Genomic DNA, 18,571 nt, shown 5'->3' on the forward strand with positions numbered 1-18,571 from the left:
TGTGCAGCATGAGTCGGCGTGGCAACTGCCACGACAACGCACCCGTGGAGAGCTTCTTCGGCCTGCTCAAACGCGAGCGGATCAGGCGGCGGATCTACCCGACCAGGGACGCCGCACGCGCCGAGGTATTCGACTACATCGAGATGTTCTACAACCCAAAACGCCGCCACGGTTCAACTGGCGACCTGTCGCCTGTAGAGTTCGAACGGCGCTACGCGCAACGAGGGTCTTGAGTGTCTACGGAACCCTGGGCGTATCAACCGGTGGGTTTTTTGTGCCTGCTTTTTTGCAGGTGCATCCGACGCTATGCCTGCGTCGGGAGGGCGGCTAATACAACACCCTTCGGGGAAATACGCCCGCCGACTGTTCGCGGTTTCTAACCTCCCGACATCCCGTCGCCACCCGGCGGCGGGACGATGTCCGTGAAGGAGGCTTTGTCATGCGTCCGCCACAACAGTGCACCGTTGGCTATGGCTACTATGCCGCCAGCGAGCAACTTGTGCCGACGTTGCACCTGCGCGGCCGCTGGCTGGAGCAACTGGGGTTTGTCGTTGGCAGCAAGCTGGATCTCCGCTTGCGCGACGGCGAGTTGGTGGTGAGCTTGGCCCGTAAGGACTGAGCAGCGTGTTGCACCACATCACCATCCACATGATTCTGCCGCCTGCGTTGGCCGAGCAGGCGCAAACGATTGCCGCCATCCGCCATCCGCCAGTCGCCGTTGTCAGCGCAGGATCTGCAGCGCGAGGAAACGCAGTACCGCTATCGCATCGTCGGCACCGAGCTGCAGCCGCAGTGGCGTGAGGCGATCAACCTTGCAACCCAAAGCATGCGCGATGAGTACGGCCTTATCGGCGCTGGATCGTTAAAACTGCAACGCGGCGCCGGTGGCATGTTTGGCGCCAATAGCCAGCCGGGCCATCTCAAGCAAACAGTTTGCTACGCTTGATCGAAAGAGTGCCTTGGAGAAAAAAGTGTCTACTCAGAATGCACCCAGGAAAGGCGAGTTCTACATCCTCAGGTCCGATATCGGGGGAGGCGGTCGTGGGCATGGCGTGGAGTTCGAGAATGAAAAGGCTGTGCCGTTCTCCATTGCCTACAGCCGGCCAGGCGAGGACGCGGGCCTGGCTGCATTGAAGGAAATCCCGCGCCTGCGCTACGACAGCCGCATCGGCGATATGCCCGATGACCTTGATAGTGGATTCAAGGACTACTGGCTGGTCTCCGAGCCGCTGAAGCAGGTTCTTGAAGCTGCCGACCCGGAGGGCTTTGCCTTCGCGCTATGCGACTTCCGATTGGAAGACGGTACGCCCGGGGCACCGCACTATCTTTGCGAGGTAGTGCGGATTATCGACGCCATAGACGAGGAGACATCCACCGTCAAGGTGTTGACCGGGTATCCAAATGGCAAGTACTACAGCCTTTTGGGGGGGGCAAAGTTGGCATTCAGAAAAGACGTAGTCGGGGTCGCGCATGTCTTCAGAACACCTTATACGGCAGATGCATTTTGCGATCGGTTCTTGCGAGACACCTTGCTTTCCCAGGGGTTCGGCAAATCACCCAGGAAGCGTGGCGTTCGGCTAATCGACGCCGCAGATTATGGTTAAAAATTTCTCCGCATGGATTTTGGGGTAAAGACAGATGCCGGCCAGTAACGTCATCCTTGAAAGTCATCATGTCATTGAAAACACCATCTTTCGCAAGCATGACTTGCTCAAAAAGTTGGCCGAGCATCACTTGATCGAAAAGGATATATCGACCAATCGTCTCTATCTTCCGGTAGAGGGTGAGCTGGCTGACGAAATCGAAACTTCTCCCCACCGAGGACGCACGCGAAGGTCTTATACGGATGCAATTGTGGATTATCTTAACAATCTCCGTAGCTCCTCCGATGGCCGTGCCGCCATGGGTGATGACGTTGCCGCATTGAAGCGCGTCGCCGCCCAAGTCCACGACCTGCAGGACACCCTCAAAGTCGCGCTGATCAATCGCGATATGTTCGCAACCACTCCGGATCACTTGACCAAGGCCGAGACGAACGCACAAAACTACCGCACTATTTCCGAGTACGAGCAATACCGCACTGCCCACGCCGACCAGTTGAAGACGCTGCGCTCCATGAGCAACGTTGAAGCCGAGTGGGCCGCGATCACCCATTCCGAGCAGCGGATCGCAAAGGTGATCGATGACGCACGCACGACCGGCAAAAATCTGGTCGCGGTCCCGAAAGAACGCGATGCCGTTATCCGCGAGATCGCCGGCCGAGAAGAATTGCGCATGGCGATTGCGCACGCCGAAGATGCCGGCCGAATAAGGCTATCCGAGTCCAATGCGGCAGTGGTCCAGCAGGTACTGGATGACACGCCGTCAACCATCGGCGGTGCTTCCCCCAGTATTCGCAACGTAGCAGGCGCCGCACCGCATCCATACACGCCGCTCTCGCAGCGCGGTTTCGTCACTCCCGAGTTGCTGGCAGGCGATCTATCTGCAGGCCAAGTAATGCGCACTGCCGGTCTGCTAGCCACCGCCGCCGACACGGTGATGACCGGCCAACGCGCTACACGTTTCCTCGGCCAGGACAACCCGCTCGCCGCGCAATCGGAGCTTGCCCACTTTGCCGGCCGCAACGTCGGCGGCTGGGCCGGCGGCACGGCGGCTGCCTACGCGCTGGGCAGCTCGGGCGCCGGGCCGATGGTGCTGATCGCGGCCGATGCGTATTTCTTGAGTACCGCCGGCGAGAAGGTTGCCGCGTTGCTCGACAACCGTGCCATCTACACCCAGACCGATCGCGAGGGTATCCAGTGGTCGTTCAACGGCGTCGCCTGGGCACGCGAGGGCAAGGCCGACACCACCAACGACGGCATCGACAACCCGATATCCACACCGATCACCGCCAGCTACCAGAAGGCACGCGAACTCAATTACCAGGCCACCAACGCCGCTGCAGCGCTCGCCCTCAAGGATGCCCCCGCTCCGCAGGATCCGTATCGCCAGCCGGCCAATGCCACTGACCGCCCCAGCCTGAGCAGCGCCGACTGGCGACGCGATGCAGCGGACGGTCAGTGGCATCGGCTGGTCAAGGCCGAGATCGCTGGCGCCAATGATCGCGGCAGCTACGTGCAGGAAACCGCCTTGCCGCACCGCAAAGCCGAACTGGACGCGCAGGCGCAGGACACCATCGCCCGCAACATCGCCAACAGTCCCGGCGCCATTGCCGCGCGCTACGAACTGGCGCACCACCGCAGCGGCTGGGCGGCCGATGGCCTGCCAATGTCGCCAGCGGTGCAGCAGGCGCTGCCGGATCCAGATGCCTTGACCGCCTCGAACGGCCAGCGCTACTACCGCGATATCGAAGGCCAGTGGACCAGCAACGGCGCCCCACCCGATGGCAACCGCGTGCTGGAACTGGAGACCATGCGCGCGATGCTGCTGCCGGCACTGGCCGAGCAGGCGCAAGCGATTGCCGCCATCCGCCAATCGCCACCGTCAGCGCAGGATCTGCAGCACGAGGAAACACAGTACCGCTACCGCATCGTCGGCACCGAGTTGCAGCCGCAGTGGCGCGAGGCGATCGAGCTTGCGACCCAGCGCACGCGCGAAGAGCACGGCCTGACCGGCGCTGGATCGGTAAAACTGCAGCGCGGCCCTGGTGGAAGCTTCGGCGCCGATAGTCCGATTGCGCATCTGCAACGCGGCCCCGATGGCGTAGAGCGTATTGCAGCAGTCACCAGCACCGAGGACATTCGCCAGGCGCTGCAGGAGGTACAGGCGCGGCAGAACCCGGCCCCGCCGATACAGCAGCTGGCCTCTGCGCCTCGCTCATCGGACGGATCCGCAGATGCGGACACGTCGTCTTCCGCCCCCTCCAACCAGCATGCGCTCGACGTGCAGGCGCGGGGCCAGGCGGCCAGCGCCGCGCAGGAGCGTCAGGAACGGCAGCAGGAGGACCGGCAAGTGCAAGACCAGCAGCTAGCGCAGGCACGCGCGCACAGGCTGCAGGAGCAAACCGCGCACGAAGACCGGGTGCAGGACGCTCAGGCGCTGCAGGCGCATGCATTGCAGGAGCTTCGCCAGCAAGAGCCGCAACGGCTGGAGCAGCATGAACGTCAGACGCAGGACACCCAACAGCGCGAGCAGGCAAAGCAACAGGCGCAAGAGAGCCAACAGCGCGAGCAGGCGCAGCGGCAGGCTCACGACACCCTGCAGCGCGAACAGGAAACACGTCAGGACCAGCAAGTACAACTGCGCGATCAGGCGCAGCAGGCACAAGATGCTCATCGTCCTGAGCAACAGTCGCTCCATGCAGGGGACGCCGGACAGCCCGAGCAGGAGCTGCGCGCGCGCCAAGCCGCGGCGCAGGCGCATCACTCCACCCAAGACATGCCGCTACCCGTTTCGCCGCTGCTTCAAGCACAGGACGCGCAAGCGCAAGAAAGGCAAGCGCATCAGGGCCAGGACGTTATTGCCCAGCACACGCAAGCACAGCAGCGAGCGCACGGGCAATCCCGCGCAGACGAGATGGCGCCGCCCCCACATGCTCGGACAACACTCGCAGCAGCGCACCGAAGAAACGCCGCTGCACCTAACGCAGACCGTTGAAATCGCGCATGCAGTGCCAGCAGGTCCGCAACGTGGCGCAGCGGTGCGCGAGCAACAGCCGCCGATTGCGGACCAGGGAGTGTCGACGCAACCGTCCGAGCAACCGGCACACACGCAGCTCGCTCAAATGCGGAACGCGCCACCAGCGCTATCGCGCGCTACACCGTTGGGCGCCGAGCAAGATGACGCTCCACAGGCGCAGACGCCGCAACCCACCGTGCTGGAAATGCAGGACGACCTTGCGTCGTTGTCATCGTCCACGGACCTTGCCCACGCGTCGGGGCTCTCGATGGACGCGCCCACCGCAGAACGCTCGGTCGGCGAGCCTGCGAGCGTCTCGGCAGCGCGCCAGCCGGCGTTGCCCGCGCAGAGTGTGGCGCAAGACGCGCCCGCTGCCCCAACGCCTGGAAGCCCCGAAGCGTGGCTCGCAACGTTACAGAAAATGCGTGCCTTGCGCGTCCAGATCGAACAGGATCTTGAGATGGACACCCGTGTCTTCCAAGCGCGTCAGGCGCGCATGGTGCGCGGCGAACAACCGTATACGGAACTGGAACTGCGCGATGGCTACGACCCGGATAGCCCCTCGGCGCTGAGGAAAATCGCCTCCGGCCCCCAGGACGCCGTCTCCCGCAGGGATGCACCGAGCGCCGTTGCGCACACAGGCAACGCGCAGGCCGATGACCAGCAACCCAGGCGGAGGAATGTCAGCAAGAACCAGGATGTCAACGATCTCATCTACGCTATAGACTCCAAAAACGACGTGGCGATCGATGAAGCCTTGATGCGGATCGCCAATAGCGCCAGCACCCATGCGTTGATCCAACGCGGGCGCGAACATCTGGAAGCCAAGGCCATGCAGGAAGCACAGGAACAGGTCGGCGCACGCCAGGCGTTGGCAATGGAGACGCCAGCAGAAGTGCAGACCAGTCGTGGCCCGGTGATGGTGATGACGTTGCCGCAGTTCGCCCACGGACCCATGATGCAGAGCGGACCGCAGGGTGACGGTGGTGGGGGCGACGGTGGTGGCGGAGGAGGTGGTGGTGGTGGCGCCGGAGGTGGTGGGTGATTCAGAGCGCGTGCAGCGCATCGACTTTTTGACAGGAGCAGCATGATGGAGATGCAGGACAGATCTGTATTGGCCGACGCCGACGCCGCGTTGCATGCGTCCAGCCAGACATTGCAGGACGCGATCGATGTCATGGCAACCTTGATTGCGGTGCAAAAGCAGGGAGCGCGGGGCCTGGAAGATCTGCTGCGACAACAGCTGCAGCTACTCCAGAGCGCAGTCAACAGCGCCGATCAGCGGGTCACTCGGGTGGTCGAAAGCGCGCTGCCACGCTTGACGCAATTGAGCCAGCAGGCGTTGACGCAGACTCTGGAACCTGCGGCAGCGCACTTCACCAAGCAGATGGCCGATGCGGACCAGACGCTGCAGCAGGCCACCCAACGCTATGCGAAAGCGCAGCACACCCTGGAAACGACAACCACGCGACGCATGTGGATCGCTTCGATCGCCTTGTTGGTGTCGGGTGTCCTGAGTGTTGTCGTCGCAGGCTACGCGGCCGACAACACGAAAGCGGCGATCGCGGAAGCAGCGCAGCGCAAGTCGGAAATCGCCTATCTGGATCGGGTCGTGCGCGCCAATCTGGTGCCCTGCGGCACAGACAGACTCTGCGCCGAGGTCGAGAAGAAGGGGCCGCGCTACGGCGATCGAGGCCAGTATTGGGAAGTCGTGCTTCGCAACTCCGCTTCGCAATAAAAGCTGGCCGGTAGTGCCGGCTTACGCGACATGCGCCCTCGATATGTGCAGACTTGGGTGTTGTTCTTAACCCGGTGCCAAGGCCGCCAATAATCCGCGCGCGGCGTTGAAGCGGTCCGCGCCCTCGGGCAGCGGCAACTTGATGCGCAGCTTGTCCGGGCCATCCATGGTGTAGATCTTCGGTTGCTTCTGGATCATCTGGATGATGGTCATCGGATCGATGGCCGGCTTGGCTTCGAACAACAGCCGCCCGCCGTTTTCGCCCAGATCCAGTTTGCGCACGCCCAGCGCATTGGCCTGCAGCTTGAGCTCGGCAATGGCGAACAGGTGCTTGACCGGGTCCGGCAGCAGGCCGAAGCGGTCGATCATTTCCACCTGCAATTCGCGTAAAGCCTCGGCATCGCGCGCGCTGGAAATGCGCTTGTACAAGGTCAGGCGCGTATGTACGTCGGGCAGGTAATCCTCGGGAATCAGCGAGGCCACGTGCAGCTCCACCTCGGCGCCGCGCACTTCCTCACCGGCATCCAGGTCGGGCAGCTTGCCCTGGCGGATGCTGCGCACCGCGCGTTCCAGCAGTTCGGTATAGAGGCTGAAGCCGACCTCGGCCATCTGCCCGCTCTGGTCTTCGCCGAGCAACTCACCGGCGCCGCGGATTTCCAGATCGTGCGTGGCCAGCGTAAAGCCGGCACCGAGCTCGTCCATGGAAGCGATCGCTTCCAGGCGTTTCTCGGCATCGGAGGTCATCGAGCGCCGGTCCGGCACCACCAGATAGGCGTAGGCGCGATGGTGCGAACGGCCCACGCGGCCACGCAGCTGATGCAACTGCGCGAGGCCGAAACGGTCGGCGCGATTGATGATGATGGTGTTGGCGTTGGGGATGTCGATGCCCGATTCGATGATCGTGGTCGACAGCAACACGTTGAAGCGCTGCTTCTGGAAATCCAGCATCACCCGTTCCAGCTCGCGTTCGGGCATCTGCCCGTGTGCGATACCGATGCGCGCTTCCGGCACCAGTTCGGACAACTCGCGCTGCATGCGCACGATGCTTTCCACATCGTTGTGCAGGAAGTACAGCTGCCCGCCGCGGCTCAACTCGCGCTGGAATGCTTCGCGCAGCAGCGTGTTGTCCCAGGCGGTGATGAAGGTCTGCACCGCCAGCCGGTTCGGCGGCGGGGTGGCGATGATGGACAGGTCGCGCAGGCCGGCCATGGCCATATTGAGCGTGCGCGGGATCGGCGTGGCGGTGAGGGTGAGCAGGTGCACGTTGGCACGCATCGCCTTGAGCGCTTCCTTCTGGCGCACGCCGAAGCGCTGTTCTTCGTCGACCACGACCAGGCCGAGATCCTTGAACTTCACATCCGGCTGCAACAGGCGGTGCGTGCCGATGATGACGTCGATATCACCGCTGGCGACCTTCTCCAGTTCGGCCTTGATTTCCTTGGTACTCTTGAAGCGCGACAGCACTTCCACCTTCATCGGGTAATCGGCGAAGCGGTCGCGGAAATTGCGGTAGTGCTGTTCGGCCAGCAATGTGGTCGGCACCAGCACGGCGACCTGTTTGCCGGCACTGGCGGCGGCAAACGCCGCACGCACCGCAACTTCGGTCTTGCCGAAGCCCACGTCGCCGCAAACCACGCGGTCCATCGGTTGGCTGCTGCCCAGATCGCGCAGCGTCGCATCGATGGCGGCCAACTGGTCGCCGGTTTCCTCGAACGGAAATCCAGCCGCGAACGGCTCGTACATCGCGCGGTCCACCTGCAACGCCAGGCCGGCGCGTGCACGGCGACGTGCCTGGATCTCCAGCAGTTCCGCGGCCACGTCGCGGACCTTTTCCGCAGCCTTGCGTTTGGCCTTGGTCCATTGCTCGCCGCCCAGCGAATGCAGCGGCGCGGTCTCGGCCGAGGCACCGGAGTAGCGGCTGATCAGGTGCAGCTGCGCCACCGGCACATACAGCCGGTCGCCCTTGGCGTATTCGATTTCCAGGAACTCGCCGGGCATGCCGCCGGCATCGAGCACGATCAGGCCGCGGTAGCGGCCCACGCCGTGATCCTCGTGCACGATCGGCGCGCCTTCGGACAGCTCGCCCAGGTCGCGAATGATCGCTTCCGGCTCGCGCCCCACCCGGCGCGTGCGGCGCGGCTGGTTAGCCCGCTCCGGAAACAGCTGGCGCTCGGTGAGCACGGCGATCTGCGGGTCATCCAGTGCAAAGCCATCTTCCAGCGGTGCTACGGTAATGCCGAAACGCAGCGTGGCCGCGGCCAGGAATGCAGGCAGGTCGGCGACCACGTCCGGCTTGAGCTGTGCGGCGGCCAAGACTTCCATCAAGGCCTCGCGACGGCCGGCCGAATCGGCGGCCACCAGCACGCGGCCCGGGTAATGGCCCAGGAAGGACGCCAGCGCCTGCCCGGCGGGTGCGTCCTTTGCGGCCACCGGCAGCGGCGGCAACGGTTGGTCGCCGAGCGCGGCGGCGTCCTCGATGCGCGGGTGATCGGCTGGCCACACTTCGATGCGGGCCAGCTTGTTGAGCCGCTCGCGCAGCGCATCGGGCGACTGGTACAGCTCGTCCGGCGGCAGCAGCGGCCGCTCCACATCGTGGCGGCGCTGTTCGTAGCGGTGTTGCGCCTGGGTCCAGAACGCATCGGCGGCATTGGAAACGCCGGTGGCGATCAGTGGCAGCACGCGCTTGTCCAGATAATCGAACAGCGTGGCTGTCTTGCTGAAGAACATCGGCAGGTAATACTCGACGCCAGAGGGCGCGATGCCGGACTTCAGGTCCTGGTACAACGCGCTGCGGCGGGTATCCACGTCAAAACGTTCGCGCAGGCAGGCCAGCACGCGTTCGATGCTGGCATCGTCCATCGGCACTTCGCGGCCGGGCAGCATCTTCACTGCGTCCACCTTGTCCAGCGAGCGCTGCGACTCGGGATCGAAGGCACGGATGGAATCGATATCCTCGTCCAGCAGCTCTATCCGCAGTGGCGTGTCCGCACCCATCGGGAACACATCCAGCAAGCCGCCGCGCACCGCAAAATCGCCCGGGTCCATCACCTGCGGGACGTTGCGGTAACCGGCGCTTTCCAGGCGGCGTTTTTCCGCCTCCAGATCCAGCCGCTGGCCAACGGTGAGATCGAAGCTGCCGCCGACGATATAGCTCAGTGGCGCCAACTGCTGCAGCAACGTCTGCACCGGCACGATCACCACACCCTTGCTCAGGCCGGGCAGGCGATGCAGCGCAGCCAGCCGCTGGCTGATGATCTCCGGGTGCGGGCTGAACTGGTCGTAGGGCAGGGTTTCCCAGTCGGGAAACGGCACCACCGGCAGCGACGAGGATTCGCCCAACAGGGCCTGCAGATCGGACTCGATCTGGTGTGCACTCTGGTTGTCGCGTGCGATCACCAGCAGCGGCCCGGCACGCGCCTCGGCAGCCCGCGCAATCGACCAGGCCAATGCGGTGGGCGACGACGGTGCGCGCCAATAGGCGCGGAGCTGGCCAGACTTGGGCAGCGGCGGAGAGGGGTAGGTAGGCGACGGCATCAGCCCGCGATTTTATCAGAGCCCCCGCAGTGCCCGGTCCATCTGGCGTGAAAGCTGGGTCGTACGGTGCACGGAGAAGGGCGCTGCAGGGCGACAGCCCTGGCGAACTCGTGCATCTGTCTTGTTGGCGGCTCTCTGTGGGGCCTGGAAAGTCCAAAGCCACGCTGGTCGAGTGCGCGGTGCCCTCACCGCTTGCGGGACACGCCGTGAATCCGTCCCTGCAGGCTCGGTGGCGGCATCCATGCCATCACACGGTCCCGCAAGCGGCGAGGACACCGCGCCAGACGGTTTCACTTGGCGCCTTGGTATGAGCCAAACACAGCGCTCCCGTCAGCACGGCGGCACTCTCGACGGTGGTGGCAGCTCTCAGTGGCCAAACGTCGGGCTGTCTACCTCCGGGGAGCGGCGGCGCGGATGCGGCGTGGCATCCATGCCAACCCAGGATCCCGCAAGCGGCGAGGGGAAGGACCGGCAGGCAGCCTTAGGTGTCAGCCAGAATGCCGATCGTCTCGGCAGGTTTCGCAGCTCACCGTCGAGGAACGTCAGGTCGCCGCGGAACGGGGGCTTTCCCGTGATGAAGCAAGACCCAGGCCGCGATCGCCCCAAGTAACCGCAATCCGCTCTTACGAATCCCAAATCCCGATTCCCGAATCCCAGCCCCTCAAGCATCCAACTCCAGCACCATCCGCACCAACTCCGGCGACTCCGGATGCGCCTGCGGCTTGAAGCCCAGCGATTCGGCCAGCTGCAGCATCGGTACATTGCTCTGCAGCACGTCGCCGAACAGGCAGTCGAGGTATTTGCGGCGCGCCCACTTGACCAGCTTGCGCATCAGCTGCCGGCCCAGCCCCTGGCCGGCGACGAAACTGCTGACCAGAATGGTGTACTCGGCCTGGCGGGTGCCCGGCACCAACGCTGCGCGCGCCACCGCGCCGACCAGGGCTTCGCCCGGCGGCAGCTGCTCGGCGGCAACCAGCACGATCTCGCTCTTGGGGTTGGGATGGGTCAGGCGCTGCACCATCTCCGGGGTGATTTCGGCGGAGGAACGCACGAAGCGCGCGCGGATTTCCTCCGGTCCCAACAGGCTGAATGCCCCTTGCAGCGGCGGGCCGTCCTCGGGACGGATCGGGCGGAGCAGCAGGGTGCGGCCATTGGGCAGGCTGAAGTTTTCATGCCAGGGAGGCATGCGATTGCGAATGGCCATGACCGGTATTCCTTGAAGATCGGAAGATTCTGGCACCAGCCCGGCGCGCAACCGTGAATGAATCCGGTGCGTTGCCAAGGACCAACAGGGGGTGGCAGTGCTTCCCACGCAACTGTAACGAGCCGAGCCGTGAGCCAGTCGTGAGAGTGTCGGGACAGGCGCTGGCCGGGCGCAGTCAATCCAGCCTCCGGGAGGCGACGTGGCAACCGGGCGGCTGAGTGCGCGATCCCGGCGGCCGGGCAGTCAATCCGGGACCAGCCCGTTGCTGGCATGCAGCGAGTCCGCGCCAAGGGCCCGGCGCGGTGACAGCCAGCGGCTTGCCGCTGCCTATCGTCCCGCTCCCTGGACGCCACCGGCCAGGGTGACGGCCGGCGGCGGATCAGGCGTCCTGCCGCAGCCACTCCAGCCGGGTCGAAGCGCCGGGTTCGCCCAGGTGCTTCTTCAGCACCGGCAAGGCCGGCGCCAGCACCTGGTCGAACTGCCAGGGTGCGTTGACGATCAACAGCCCGCTGCCGGTCAGGCGCAGCGGCGAGTCGTCCGGGCGAACCTGCAGCTCGGCGACCAGCACCGATTTGGCCGGCAGGGTGGCGGCCTTGCGCATGAACGGCTGCAGGCTGCGGCGCAGCTTGATCGGGTACCACACCATGCAGATGGCCTGCGGCCAGCGCGCCAGGGCCTCGCGCACGCTATGGATGATCTGCGGGTACTCGGCATCCTGCGCTTCGTAGGGCGGGTCGATCAGCACCAGCCCGCGACCGATCTTGGTGTCGCCCGCGCGCGGCGGCAGGAAGGCGCGGATCGCCGCATAGCCGTCGCCGGCGTGTACGCGCACGCGGCTGTCCTTGTCGAACAGCTGCTTCAGTGCCTGGGCTTCGTCCGGCTGCAGTTCGCAGAACGCCATGCGGTCCTGCTCGCGCAGCGCTTGGGCGGCCAGCAGCGGCGAGCCGGGGTAGTGGTTGAGCTGGATGCCGGCGGTGGGGCGCGCCGGCTTTTGCCCGGGGGCGGCGGTGCGCGCGGGGGGGTGGTTGTCGGCCTGCACCGCGCGCAGGTAGCGCTCGACCACCTCCGGCAGGGTGGATTCGGCCATCAACCGCATCACCCCCGCATCGGCTTCGCTGGTCTTGCGGCTTTCCTCGCCACCGAGCTGGTAGCGGCCGCGCCCGGCGTGGGTGTCGAGCACGAAGAACGGGGTGTCCTTGCGCTTGAGCGAGTCGATCAGCGCCAGCAAGGCGATGTGCTTGAGCACGTCGGCATGGTTGCCGGCATGGAAGGCGTGGCGATAGTTCATCGCGGCAGTGTAAGCGGGCGCGGGGGTTTGCGCTGGGGTGCGCGGTCGCTTGCGGTCTGCTGCTGCCGGTGCGGGCGGCGCCAGCGATCAGGCCTGCGCTGTCGGGAAGTCTTGCGCGCGCTGCCGTGGCGCTACAGCGCTATAGATCGTGCACGCCTGCGGCTATGCTGCGCGCCATGTCCGACACTCCTGTCCGCGTGCTCGTCGTCGAAGACGAAGCCGCTATCGCCGATACCGTGCTGTACGCGCTGCGCAGCGAAGGCTATGCGCCCGAACACTGCCTGTTGGGCCGCGAGGCGCTGGCGCGGCTGCGTGCCGAGCCGGCCGATCTGGTGGTGCTGGATGTCGGCCTGCCGGACATCAATGGTTTCGAGGTCTGTCGCAGCCTGCGCAGTTTCAGCGAGGTGCCGGTGATCTTCCTCACTGCGCGCAACGACGAGATCGATCGCGTGCTCGGGCTGGAACTGGGTGCCGACGATTACATGGCCAAGCCGTTCTCCCCGCGCGAGCTGGTGGCACGGGTGCGCGCCCGCCTGCGTCGCCGCAGCGTGGCCGCGGTGGCACCGGTGGCCGAACCAGGCTGGCAACCGCATGGCGGCTTTGCGATCGACCGCGAAGGCAGCCGCATCCGCTACGGCGAGGCCCTGCTGCCGCTGACCCGCTACGAATACGCATTGCTGGCCGCACTGCTGCAGCGTCCCGGCGCCATCCTCAGCCGCGCGCAGTTGATGGATCGTGGCTGGGATGCCAGCGCCGACAGCGCCGACCGCACCGTCGATACCCATATCAAGACCCTGCGCGGAAAGCTGCGCCAGGCCGGCGTGCCGGCCGACCCGATCCGCACCCACCGTGGCCTTGGCTACGCGCTGGAGCTGTAGGCGATGACCTCGCGCAGGTGTGCGTGCATCACCCGGGCGGCGCGCTGAAATGCGGCTCGGGCTCAAGCTGTTCCTGGGATTTTTCCTGATCGTCGGGCTGGCCGCGTTCTTCGTGATGCGGGTGTTCGTCAACGAGGTCAAGCCCGGCGTGCGCCAGGCGATGGAATCGACCCTGGTGGATGCGGCCAATGTGCTGGCGGAGATGGCCAGCCCCGAGCTTGCGCAGGGGACGATTGCCAGCGGCAGCTTCGCCCGCCATCTGGCGCAGGCGCAGCATCGCGATCCCAAGGCCTGGGTGTGGCGCTTCCGCAAGAACAACGTGGACTACCGCGTCACCGTGACCGATGCGCGCGGCGTGGTGGTGTTCGATTCGCTGGGCCGCGATGTGGGTCGCGACAATTCGCGCTGGAACGATGTCTATCGCACCTTGCGCGGTGAGTATGGTGCGCGTTCCAGCCCCGAGATCGATGGCGACCCCACCGCGACGGTGATGCATGTCGCCGCACCGATCTATGCGCCGGACGATCCGAAGAAACTGATCGGCGTGCTGACCCTGGCCCAGCCCAATCGCAGCATCGATCCCTTCATCGAAGCCAGCCAACGCAACATCCTGCAGCGCGGCGCCTGGTTAATCGGTATTTCCGCATTGATCGGCATCGCGATGACGTGGTGGTTGATGCGCGGTATCGGCCGGCTCAACCGTTATGCGCAGGCCGTGAGCGCCGGCATGCCGGTGCCGCCACCCGAGCCGCGCGGCGATGAAATCGGCGACCTCGGCCAGGCGCTGGAAACCATGCGTCGCAAGCTGGAAGGCAAGGCCTATGTCGAGCAGTATGTGCAGTCGCTGACGCACGAGATGAAAAGCCCGCTGGCCGCGATCCGTGGCGCCTCGGAGCTGCTCACCGAGCCGTTGCCGGACGCCGACCGCCAGCACTTCGTCGCCAGCATCCGTGCGCAGGAGCAACGCCTGACCGAAACCATCGACAAGCTGCTGGCGCTCGCCGAAGTGGAACAGCACGGCTGGCTGCAGACGCGCGAGCGCATCGCCGTGTCCGGCTTGCTGCAGGCGGCGGTGGATGCCGTGGCGCAACGCGCTGCCAGCGCCGGGGTGCAGGTCGCGATCGATGCCGCAGGCCCGACGGCCGGCGGTCAGGCCGTGCATGGCGATGCGTTCTTGCTGCGGCAGGCGCTGATCAACCTGCTGGAAAATGCCATTGCATTCTCACCCGCGGGCAGCCACGTGCAATTGCGGACGCAGGTGCAGGGTGCGCAGCTGCAACTGCTGGTCGAAGATCGCGGCAGCGGCGTGCCGGACTACGCGATCGAACGCGTGTTCGAGCGGTTCTACTCGTTGGCACGCCCGCAGACCGGGCAACGCAGTTCCGGTCTGGGCCTGCCGTTCGTGCGTGAAGTGGCGCGCCTGCACGGCGGCGAGGTGGCCTTGCGCAATCGCGAAGGCGGTGGAGCGGTGGCAGCACTGCGCCTGCGCATCGGCTGACGCGCCTGGCGTGCGGTGCACGACAGGCCGGCAGCCGAATGCCGCCGCAGGGCAGATGCGGCATGCGCCGAGGCACATGCCGCATCTGGATCAATGGCGGACCAGACCGCGTGGCGCGCGTCAGTGCACCACGTCGGCCCCGATGACGTCCTTGGCCACCACCGACCACGCCAGCTTGCCGAAGCCCTTGTTGCCCCACTCGGTGCCCCAGCTGTTTTCGATCAACAGCCCCTCGCTGTCGTAGCCCAGCGCGATCACTGCATGCCCGCCCAGGAGCGGCGTGGTGATGTCGTAATCGACCTGGTTCTTTGGCGAGAGGTCCTCGAAGCCTTGCCGGACATTGAAGCCGATCACCACCGGCGTGGACGCAGCCAACGCAAGCTTGATCTGCTCGATCAGGGCACGCCCACCGTTGCCGTTGCCCGAATACAGCACCGTGTACTTGCGGTACGGCGTCGGGTTCCTGGCCGCGTTGGCGCGGTCGGCAGCGGTGGGCGGGTTCTTCCAGTTGTAGTTGCCCCACGAATAATGCTGCTCGGTGTCGATGCCCTGCGCCAGCGCCACCTCCAACGGCGCTTCCAGGCTGGAACCGTCATCGACGCCGCCATTGACCTGGCTGTAGAGATACATCGGGGCAAAGCGGGTTTGCGCCTGTTTGTTGGCGTTGGCATACCAGCCGGTGAGGGTGTGGGCAGTCGCCCACGATACGCAGGAATTCACCTGCCCCTGGTCGCCCGGCGGGATCGCCCAGACGGTCAGGTCCACCGTCGCAGGCAGCGATTTGGCGGCGCTCGCAGTGCCGAACGGCGGGGTGACCGGCTGCATCAGCGACGATGGTTTCAAGCCCATGCCGTGCGTTGCGGCCTGCACGACAGCGGATGACAGGCTCAGGCAAGCGAGCAGGCAGAGCACGAGCGAACGTTGGGTGTTCATGGCAGGAAAACTCCAGGCTAAGAGAGGAACGCAGTCGATGCAGGGGTGGAGCCACGGGCGGCCAGCGGGCATGCGGATGCAATGGCGCCGATGTGGCGCGCGCGAAGTGACGAACGTCTGAAAAAAGACGGGACTGGAAAGCCGTGCTCAGAACAACACGAAAGTCGACGGTACGAACCTGCAGTACGCAACTGCAGGCGCATCGTTGCGCCTGCCGCTGCCGCGCGCAGTGGTGATGCGAAGTGTTGTCGAGGAAACGGAAGCAGGTTGTGGGCCTGGGTTGCATCTGCGCCAATGGATCTTCGTATTCCCCCAGTGCGTCACAGTGCCGGCGCGCAGGTCAGCGCGGCGGCTACTTCACATTCGCTTCAAATTCGCCTCAAACCCTCACCACCGACACCGCGCAGCCTGAGCACCTCCCAGACTGAGGACGGTCGATGAAATCCCTGAAACTGTTGTTGCGCTTCGCCACCATCGGCGGGCTGATCCTGTTGTTGCTGATTCCCTTGTTGCTGATCCGGGGCGCGGTGCAGGACCGTGCCCGCTACCGTGACGAGGCGGTGGAGCGGGTGGCGCAGAGCAAGGCCGGCGAGCAGCAGTTCATCGCGCCGGTGCGCGTGCTGCCGTATACCGAAGACGTGCAGGTGACCGAGCCGGACGAGCAGGGCAACCAGCGCAAGGTGTGGCGCAAGCGCGAGGGTGCGCTGTTGCAGACCCCGCGCAGCCTGAAACTCGGCGGTGAAATGGTGCCGTCGGTGCGCGAAGTGGGCCTGTACCGCGTGCAGGTGTATTCCTGGAAAGCGACGCTGCACGCGGAATACGAACCGCTGGACTACGCCGCCGTGCCCACCCGCGTGTATGGCCAGCCGCATCTGGCGGTAGGCATTTCCGATGTGCGCGGGCTGGTCGGCACGCCGCGGCTGCAGGTGGATGGGCGTGCAGTGGCACTGGAAAGTGGAGCCGGCGCGCTGGCGGATCGGTCGGCGGGCGTGCATGCCGAACTGAGCCCGCTGGCCGATCCGGTGGCCGGGCGGCTGCAGGCGGGCAATGTGGTGGACATGCAGTTCGTGCTGGACGGTACCCGCCGGCTGGCCATCGCGCCGATCGCCGACAACAACGAGATCGCCTTGCGTTCTGCCTGGCAGCACCCGTCCTTCGGCGGCCGTTTCCTGCCCAACGCGCCCAGCATCGGCCCGAAAGGCTTCGATGCCAGCTGGTCGCTGTCGTCGCTGGCCACCGGCGCACAGACGCAGTTGCAGTCCAGCCAGTCTGCGCTGGACATGCTGGAGGTGCGCCTGGTGGACCCGGTGGACGTGTATACCCAGGCCGACCGCGCCAGCAAGTACGGCATCCTGTTCGTGGTGCTGACCTTCGTGGCCTTCGTGCTGTTCGAGCTGATCAAGCGCCTGCCGATCCATCCGTTGCAGTACCTGCTGGTGGGTCTGGCGCTGGCGATCTTCTTCCTGTTGCTGCTCAGCCTGTCCGAGCACATCGCGTTCTGGCAGGCCTACCTGCTGTCGGCGGCGGCCTGTATCGGCCTGCAGTTCTTCTACCTGTCCGGGGTGTTGCGCAGCTGGGGCCGCGCGGCGGGATTCTCGGTGATGCTCACCGCGCTGTATGGCGTGCTGTACAGCCTGTTGATCTCCGAAGACAACGCGCTGCTGATGGGGTCGTTGCTGCTGTTCGGCATCCTGGCCAGCATCATGTGGGTGACCCGCAAGCTCGATTGGTACGAGCTTGGCAACAGCCTGCGCTGAGGTCGGCATGAGGACGCAGGGGCAGGTGGTCCGGCGGGCGCAGCGGCTACTGCCCGCCGGGATCGAGACAGTGGCGCTGCTTCCCGCAGCGCCACCGCACGATTGGGAATGTTCGGCACTGTCGGCCTTGTCGTTGGCCGGGCAGGGGCGCCGCGGCGTGATCGGCCTGCGCTTGCATGAGGGGACGGCGCAGGCGCTACGTAGCGGCGGTTGCGCATTCTTGCAGGCGTCGCGGCAACAGCTGCAGGCCGGAGCCGTGGCACTGCGTCGTTACGGACCATGGCAGCGGCTGAGCAATGGCAGCTACTGGGCCCGCAGCAGCGATGCGCTGCTCGGGGTGCTGGTGGTCGCAGAAGACGCCGCGGTGTGGTTGATGTGGCAACAGCCGGTTGCCACGGAGCGGCGCCACCGCAGCTGGTTGCGCTGAGGTGCGGTGGCACAGCAGCGCAATGCAGCCGGCTCGCTTACCATGGCCGGCATGACCGGTGCTTCCCTCAGTGTTGAAGCGGTGAGCGGCAACGCGGTGTTGCCGCATCTGGACGCGGTGGCGCAGCTGCGCATCGCGGTGTTCCGAGCATGGCCGTATCTGTACGACGGCGATGCCGATTACGAACGCAGCTATCTGGCGGCATATGCGGCGTCGCCGCAAAGCGTCTTCGTGCTGGCACGCGATGGCGATGCGGTGATCGGTGCCTCCACCGGCCTGCCGCTGCTCGATGACAGCGACGCCTTCCATGCGCCCTTCCGCGCAGCCGGCATCGACCCGGCCCGCGTGTTCTACTTCGGCGAGTCGGTGCTGCTGCCCGCGTATCGCGGGCGAGGCATTGGCCACGCGTTCTTCGACCGCCGCGAGGCGCATGCGCGCGCGTTGGGCGGCTACGCGCTGACCGCTTTCTGCTCCGTGGACCGTGCGCCCGAGGACCCACGCAAGCCGGCCGACGATCGCCCCAACGATGCGTTCTGGCGCAAGCGCGGCTATGCGCCGCAGTCGCACATGCAGGTGCGGCTGGCCTGGGCAGAGTTGCAACACGGCGAGATCGACCACAGTTTGAGCGTCTGGACACGCACGTTGGCAGACTAGTCGCGCTTGCACCGTCTGCGTTGTCGCTGGCTGCGACCATGGC

At 65.4% G+C, this 18,571-nt stretch carries 12 protein-coding genes and 3 pseudogenes; 11 read left to right on the forward strand and 4 right to left on the reverse strand.

Annotation, left to right across the window (positions count from 1 at the left end):
* The 6 genes and pseudogenes from A7D17_RS05675 to A7D17_RS05700 form a co-directional block, all read left to right on the forward strand.
* The coding region (locus tag A7D17_RS05675; protein ID WP_153041903.1) for an IS3 family transposase at window positions 1-233 on the forward strand (233 nt) is incomplete at its 5' end.
* Window positions 234-442: 209 nt separating this feature from the next.
* A pseudogene (locus tag A7D17_RS05680) lies at window positions 443-619 on the forward strand (SymE family type I addiction module toxin); the annotation flags it as partial.
* Window positions 620-624: 5 nt separating this feature from the next.
* Window positions 625-928, forward strand: a pseudogene (locus A7D17_RS05685) (hypothetical protein); the annotation flags it as partial.
* A 43-nt stretch (window positions 929-971) separates the two neighbouring features.
* Complete coding sequence (locus tag A7D17_RS05690; RefSeq protein ID WP_064508301.1) at window positions 972-1,604, forward strand: imm11 family protein; 633 nt, start codon at window positions 972-974, stop codon at window positions 1,602-1,604.
* A 319-nt stretch (window positions 1,605-1,923) separates the two neighbouring features.
* Window positions 1,924-5,662: pseudogene (locus A7D17_RS05695) on the forward strand (coiled-coil domain-containing protein).
* A gap of 42 nt (window positions 5,663-5,704) precedes the next feature.
* Window positions 5,705-6,355 (forward strand): hypothetical protein, encoded by a 651-nt coding sequence (locus A7D17_RS05700; RefSeq protein WP_239692146.1) that lies wholly within the window; start codon window positions 5,705-5,707, stop codon window positions 6,353-6,355.
* A gap of 66 nt (window positions 6,356-6,421) precedes the next feature.
* Here the strand turns inward: A7D17_RS05700 and mfd are convergent, their stop codons facing one another.
* From mfd to A7D17_RS05715, 3 genes are all read right to left on the reverse strand, one after another.
* Entirely contained in the window at window positions 6,422-9,889 is a 3,468-nt protein-coding gene (gene mfd, locus A7D17_RS05705; RefSeq protein WP_064508215.1) for a transcription-repair coupling factor, read from the reverse strand.
* Window positions 9,890-10,550: 661 nt separating this feature from the next.
* Entirely contained in the window at window positions 10,551-11,093 is a 543-nt protein-coding gene (locus A7D17_RS05710) for a GNAT family N-acetyltransferase (RefSeq protein WP_029219309.1), read from the reverse strand.
* A 379-nt stretch (window positions 11,094-11,472) separates the two neighbouring features.
* Window positions 11,473-12,381 carry a 23S rRNA (adenine(2030)-N(6))-methyltransferase RlmJ gene (locus A7D17_RS05715; protein ID WP_064508216.1) on the reverse strand — a complete coding sequence of 303 codons (909 nt, stop codon included), beginning with the start codon at window positions 12,379-12,381 and terminating at the stop codon, window positions 11,473-11,475.
* Window positions 12,382-12,545: 164 nt separating this feature from the next.
* Here A7D17_RS05715 and creB point away from each other — a divergent pair, with 164 nt between their 5' ends.
* Complete coding sequence (gene creB, locus A7D17_RS05720; protein WP_193395318.1) at window positions 12,546-13,259, forward strand: two-component system response regulator CreB; 714 nt, start codon at window positions 12,546-12,548, stop codon at window positions 13,257-13,259.
* Window positions 13,260-13,308: 49 nt separating this feature from the next.
* Window positions 13,309-14,757, forward strand: a complete 1,449-nt coding sequence (gene creC, locus A7D17_RS05725; protein WP_064508217.1) for a two-component system sensor histidine kinase CreC — start codon at window positions 13,309-13,311, stop codon at window positions 14,755-14,757.
* Window positions 14,758-14,877: 120 nt separating this feature from the next.
* Here the strand turns inward: creC and A7D17_RS05730 are convergent, their stop codons facing one another.
* A complete protein-coding gene (locus tag A7D17_RS05730) occupies window positions 14,878-15,690 on the reverse strand; it encodes a C1 family peptidase (protein ID WP_064508218.1) in 813 nt (270 codons plus the stop codon).
* A 437-nt stretch (window positions 15,691-16,127) separates the two neighbouring features.
* On the opposite strand from A7D17_RS05730, the gene creD reads away from it, so the two are divergent.
* From creD to A7D17_RS05745, 3 genes are read left to right on the forward strand one after another with little or no spacing between them, the layout of a single operon-like run.
* Window positions 16,128-17,447 carry a cell envelope integrity protein CreD gene (gene creD, locus A7D17_RS05735; RefSeq protein ID WP_064508219.1) on the forward strand — a complete coding sequence of 440 codons (1,320 nt, stop codon included), beginning with the start codon at window positions 16,128-16,130 and terminating at the stop codon, window positions 17,445-17,447.
* 7 nt (window positions 17,448-17,454) lie between these two features.
* Window positions 17,455-17,874, forward strand: a complete 420-nt coding sequence (locus A7D17_RS05740) for a hypothetical protein (RefSeq protein ID WP_064508220.1) — start codon at window positions 17,455-17,457, stop codon at window positions 17,872-17,874.
* A 42-nt stretch (window positions 17,875-17,916) separates the two neighbouring features.
* The gene (locus A7D17_RS05745) at window positions 17,917-18,528 is read left to right on the forward strand and encodes a GNAT family N-acetyltransferase (RefSeq protein ID WP_064508304.1); all 612 of its coding nucleotides are present in this window, start codon (window positions 17,917-17,919) and stop codon (window positions 18,526-18,528) included.
* Window positions 18,529-18,571 lie beyond the last annotated feature (43 nt).

The organism is Xanthomonas floridensis, from assembly GCF_001642575.1.
In the GTDB taxonomy this organism is placed as follows: domain Bacteria; phylum Pseudomonadota; class Gammaproteobacteria; order Xanthomonadales; family Xanthomonadaceae; genus Xanthomonas; species Xanthomonas floridensis.

What these genes read in the sequence shown, in the direction of transcription:
- A7D17_RS05700 (WP_239692146.1), top strand. Translation starts at nt 5,705, where the DNA reads ATGATGGAGATGCAGGACAGATCTGTATTGGCCGACGCCGACGCCGCG.
- mfd (WP_064508215.1), bottom strand. Translation starts at nt 9,889, where the DNA reads ATGCCGTCGCCTACCTACCCCTCTCCGCCGCTGCCCAAGTCTGGCCAG.
- A7D17_RS05710 (WP_029219309.1), bottom strand. Translation starts at nt 11,093, where the DNA reads ATGGCCATTCGCAATCGCATGCCTCCCTGGCATGAAAACTTCAGCCTG.
- A7D17_RS05715 (WP_064508216.1), bottom strand. Translation starts at nt 12,381, where the DNA reads ATGAACTATCGCCACGCCTTCCATGCCGGCAACCATGCCGACGTGCTC.
- creB (WP_193395318.1), top strand. Translation starts at nt 12,546, where the DNA reads ATGCTGCGCGCCATGTCCGACACTCCTGTCCGCGTGCTCGTCGTCGAA.
- creC (WP_064508217.1), top strand. Translation starts at nt 13,309, where the DNA reads ATGCGGCTCGGGCTCAAGCTGTTCCTGGGATTTTTCCTGATCGTCGGG.
- A7D17_RS05730 (WP_064508218.1), bottom strand. Translation starts at nt 15,690, where the DNA reads ATGAACACCCAACGTTCGCTCGTGCTCTGCCTGCTCGCTTGCCTGAGC.
- creD (WP_064508219.1), top strand. Translation starts at nt 16,128, where the DNA reads ATGAAATCCCTGAAACTGTTGTTGCGCTTCGCCACCATCGGCGGGCTG.
- A7D17_RS05740 (WP_064508220.1), top strand. Translation starts at nt 17,455, where the DNA reads ATGAGGACGCAGGGGCAGGTGGTCCGGCGGGCGCAGCGGCTACTGCCC.
- A7D17_RS05745 (WP_064508304.1), top strand. Translation starts at nt 17,917, where the DNA reads ATGGCCGGCATGACCGGTGCTTCCCTCAGTGTTGAAGCGGTGAGCGGC.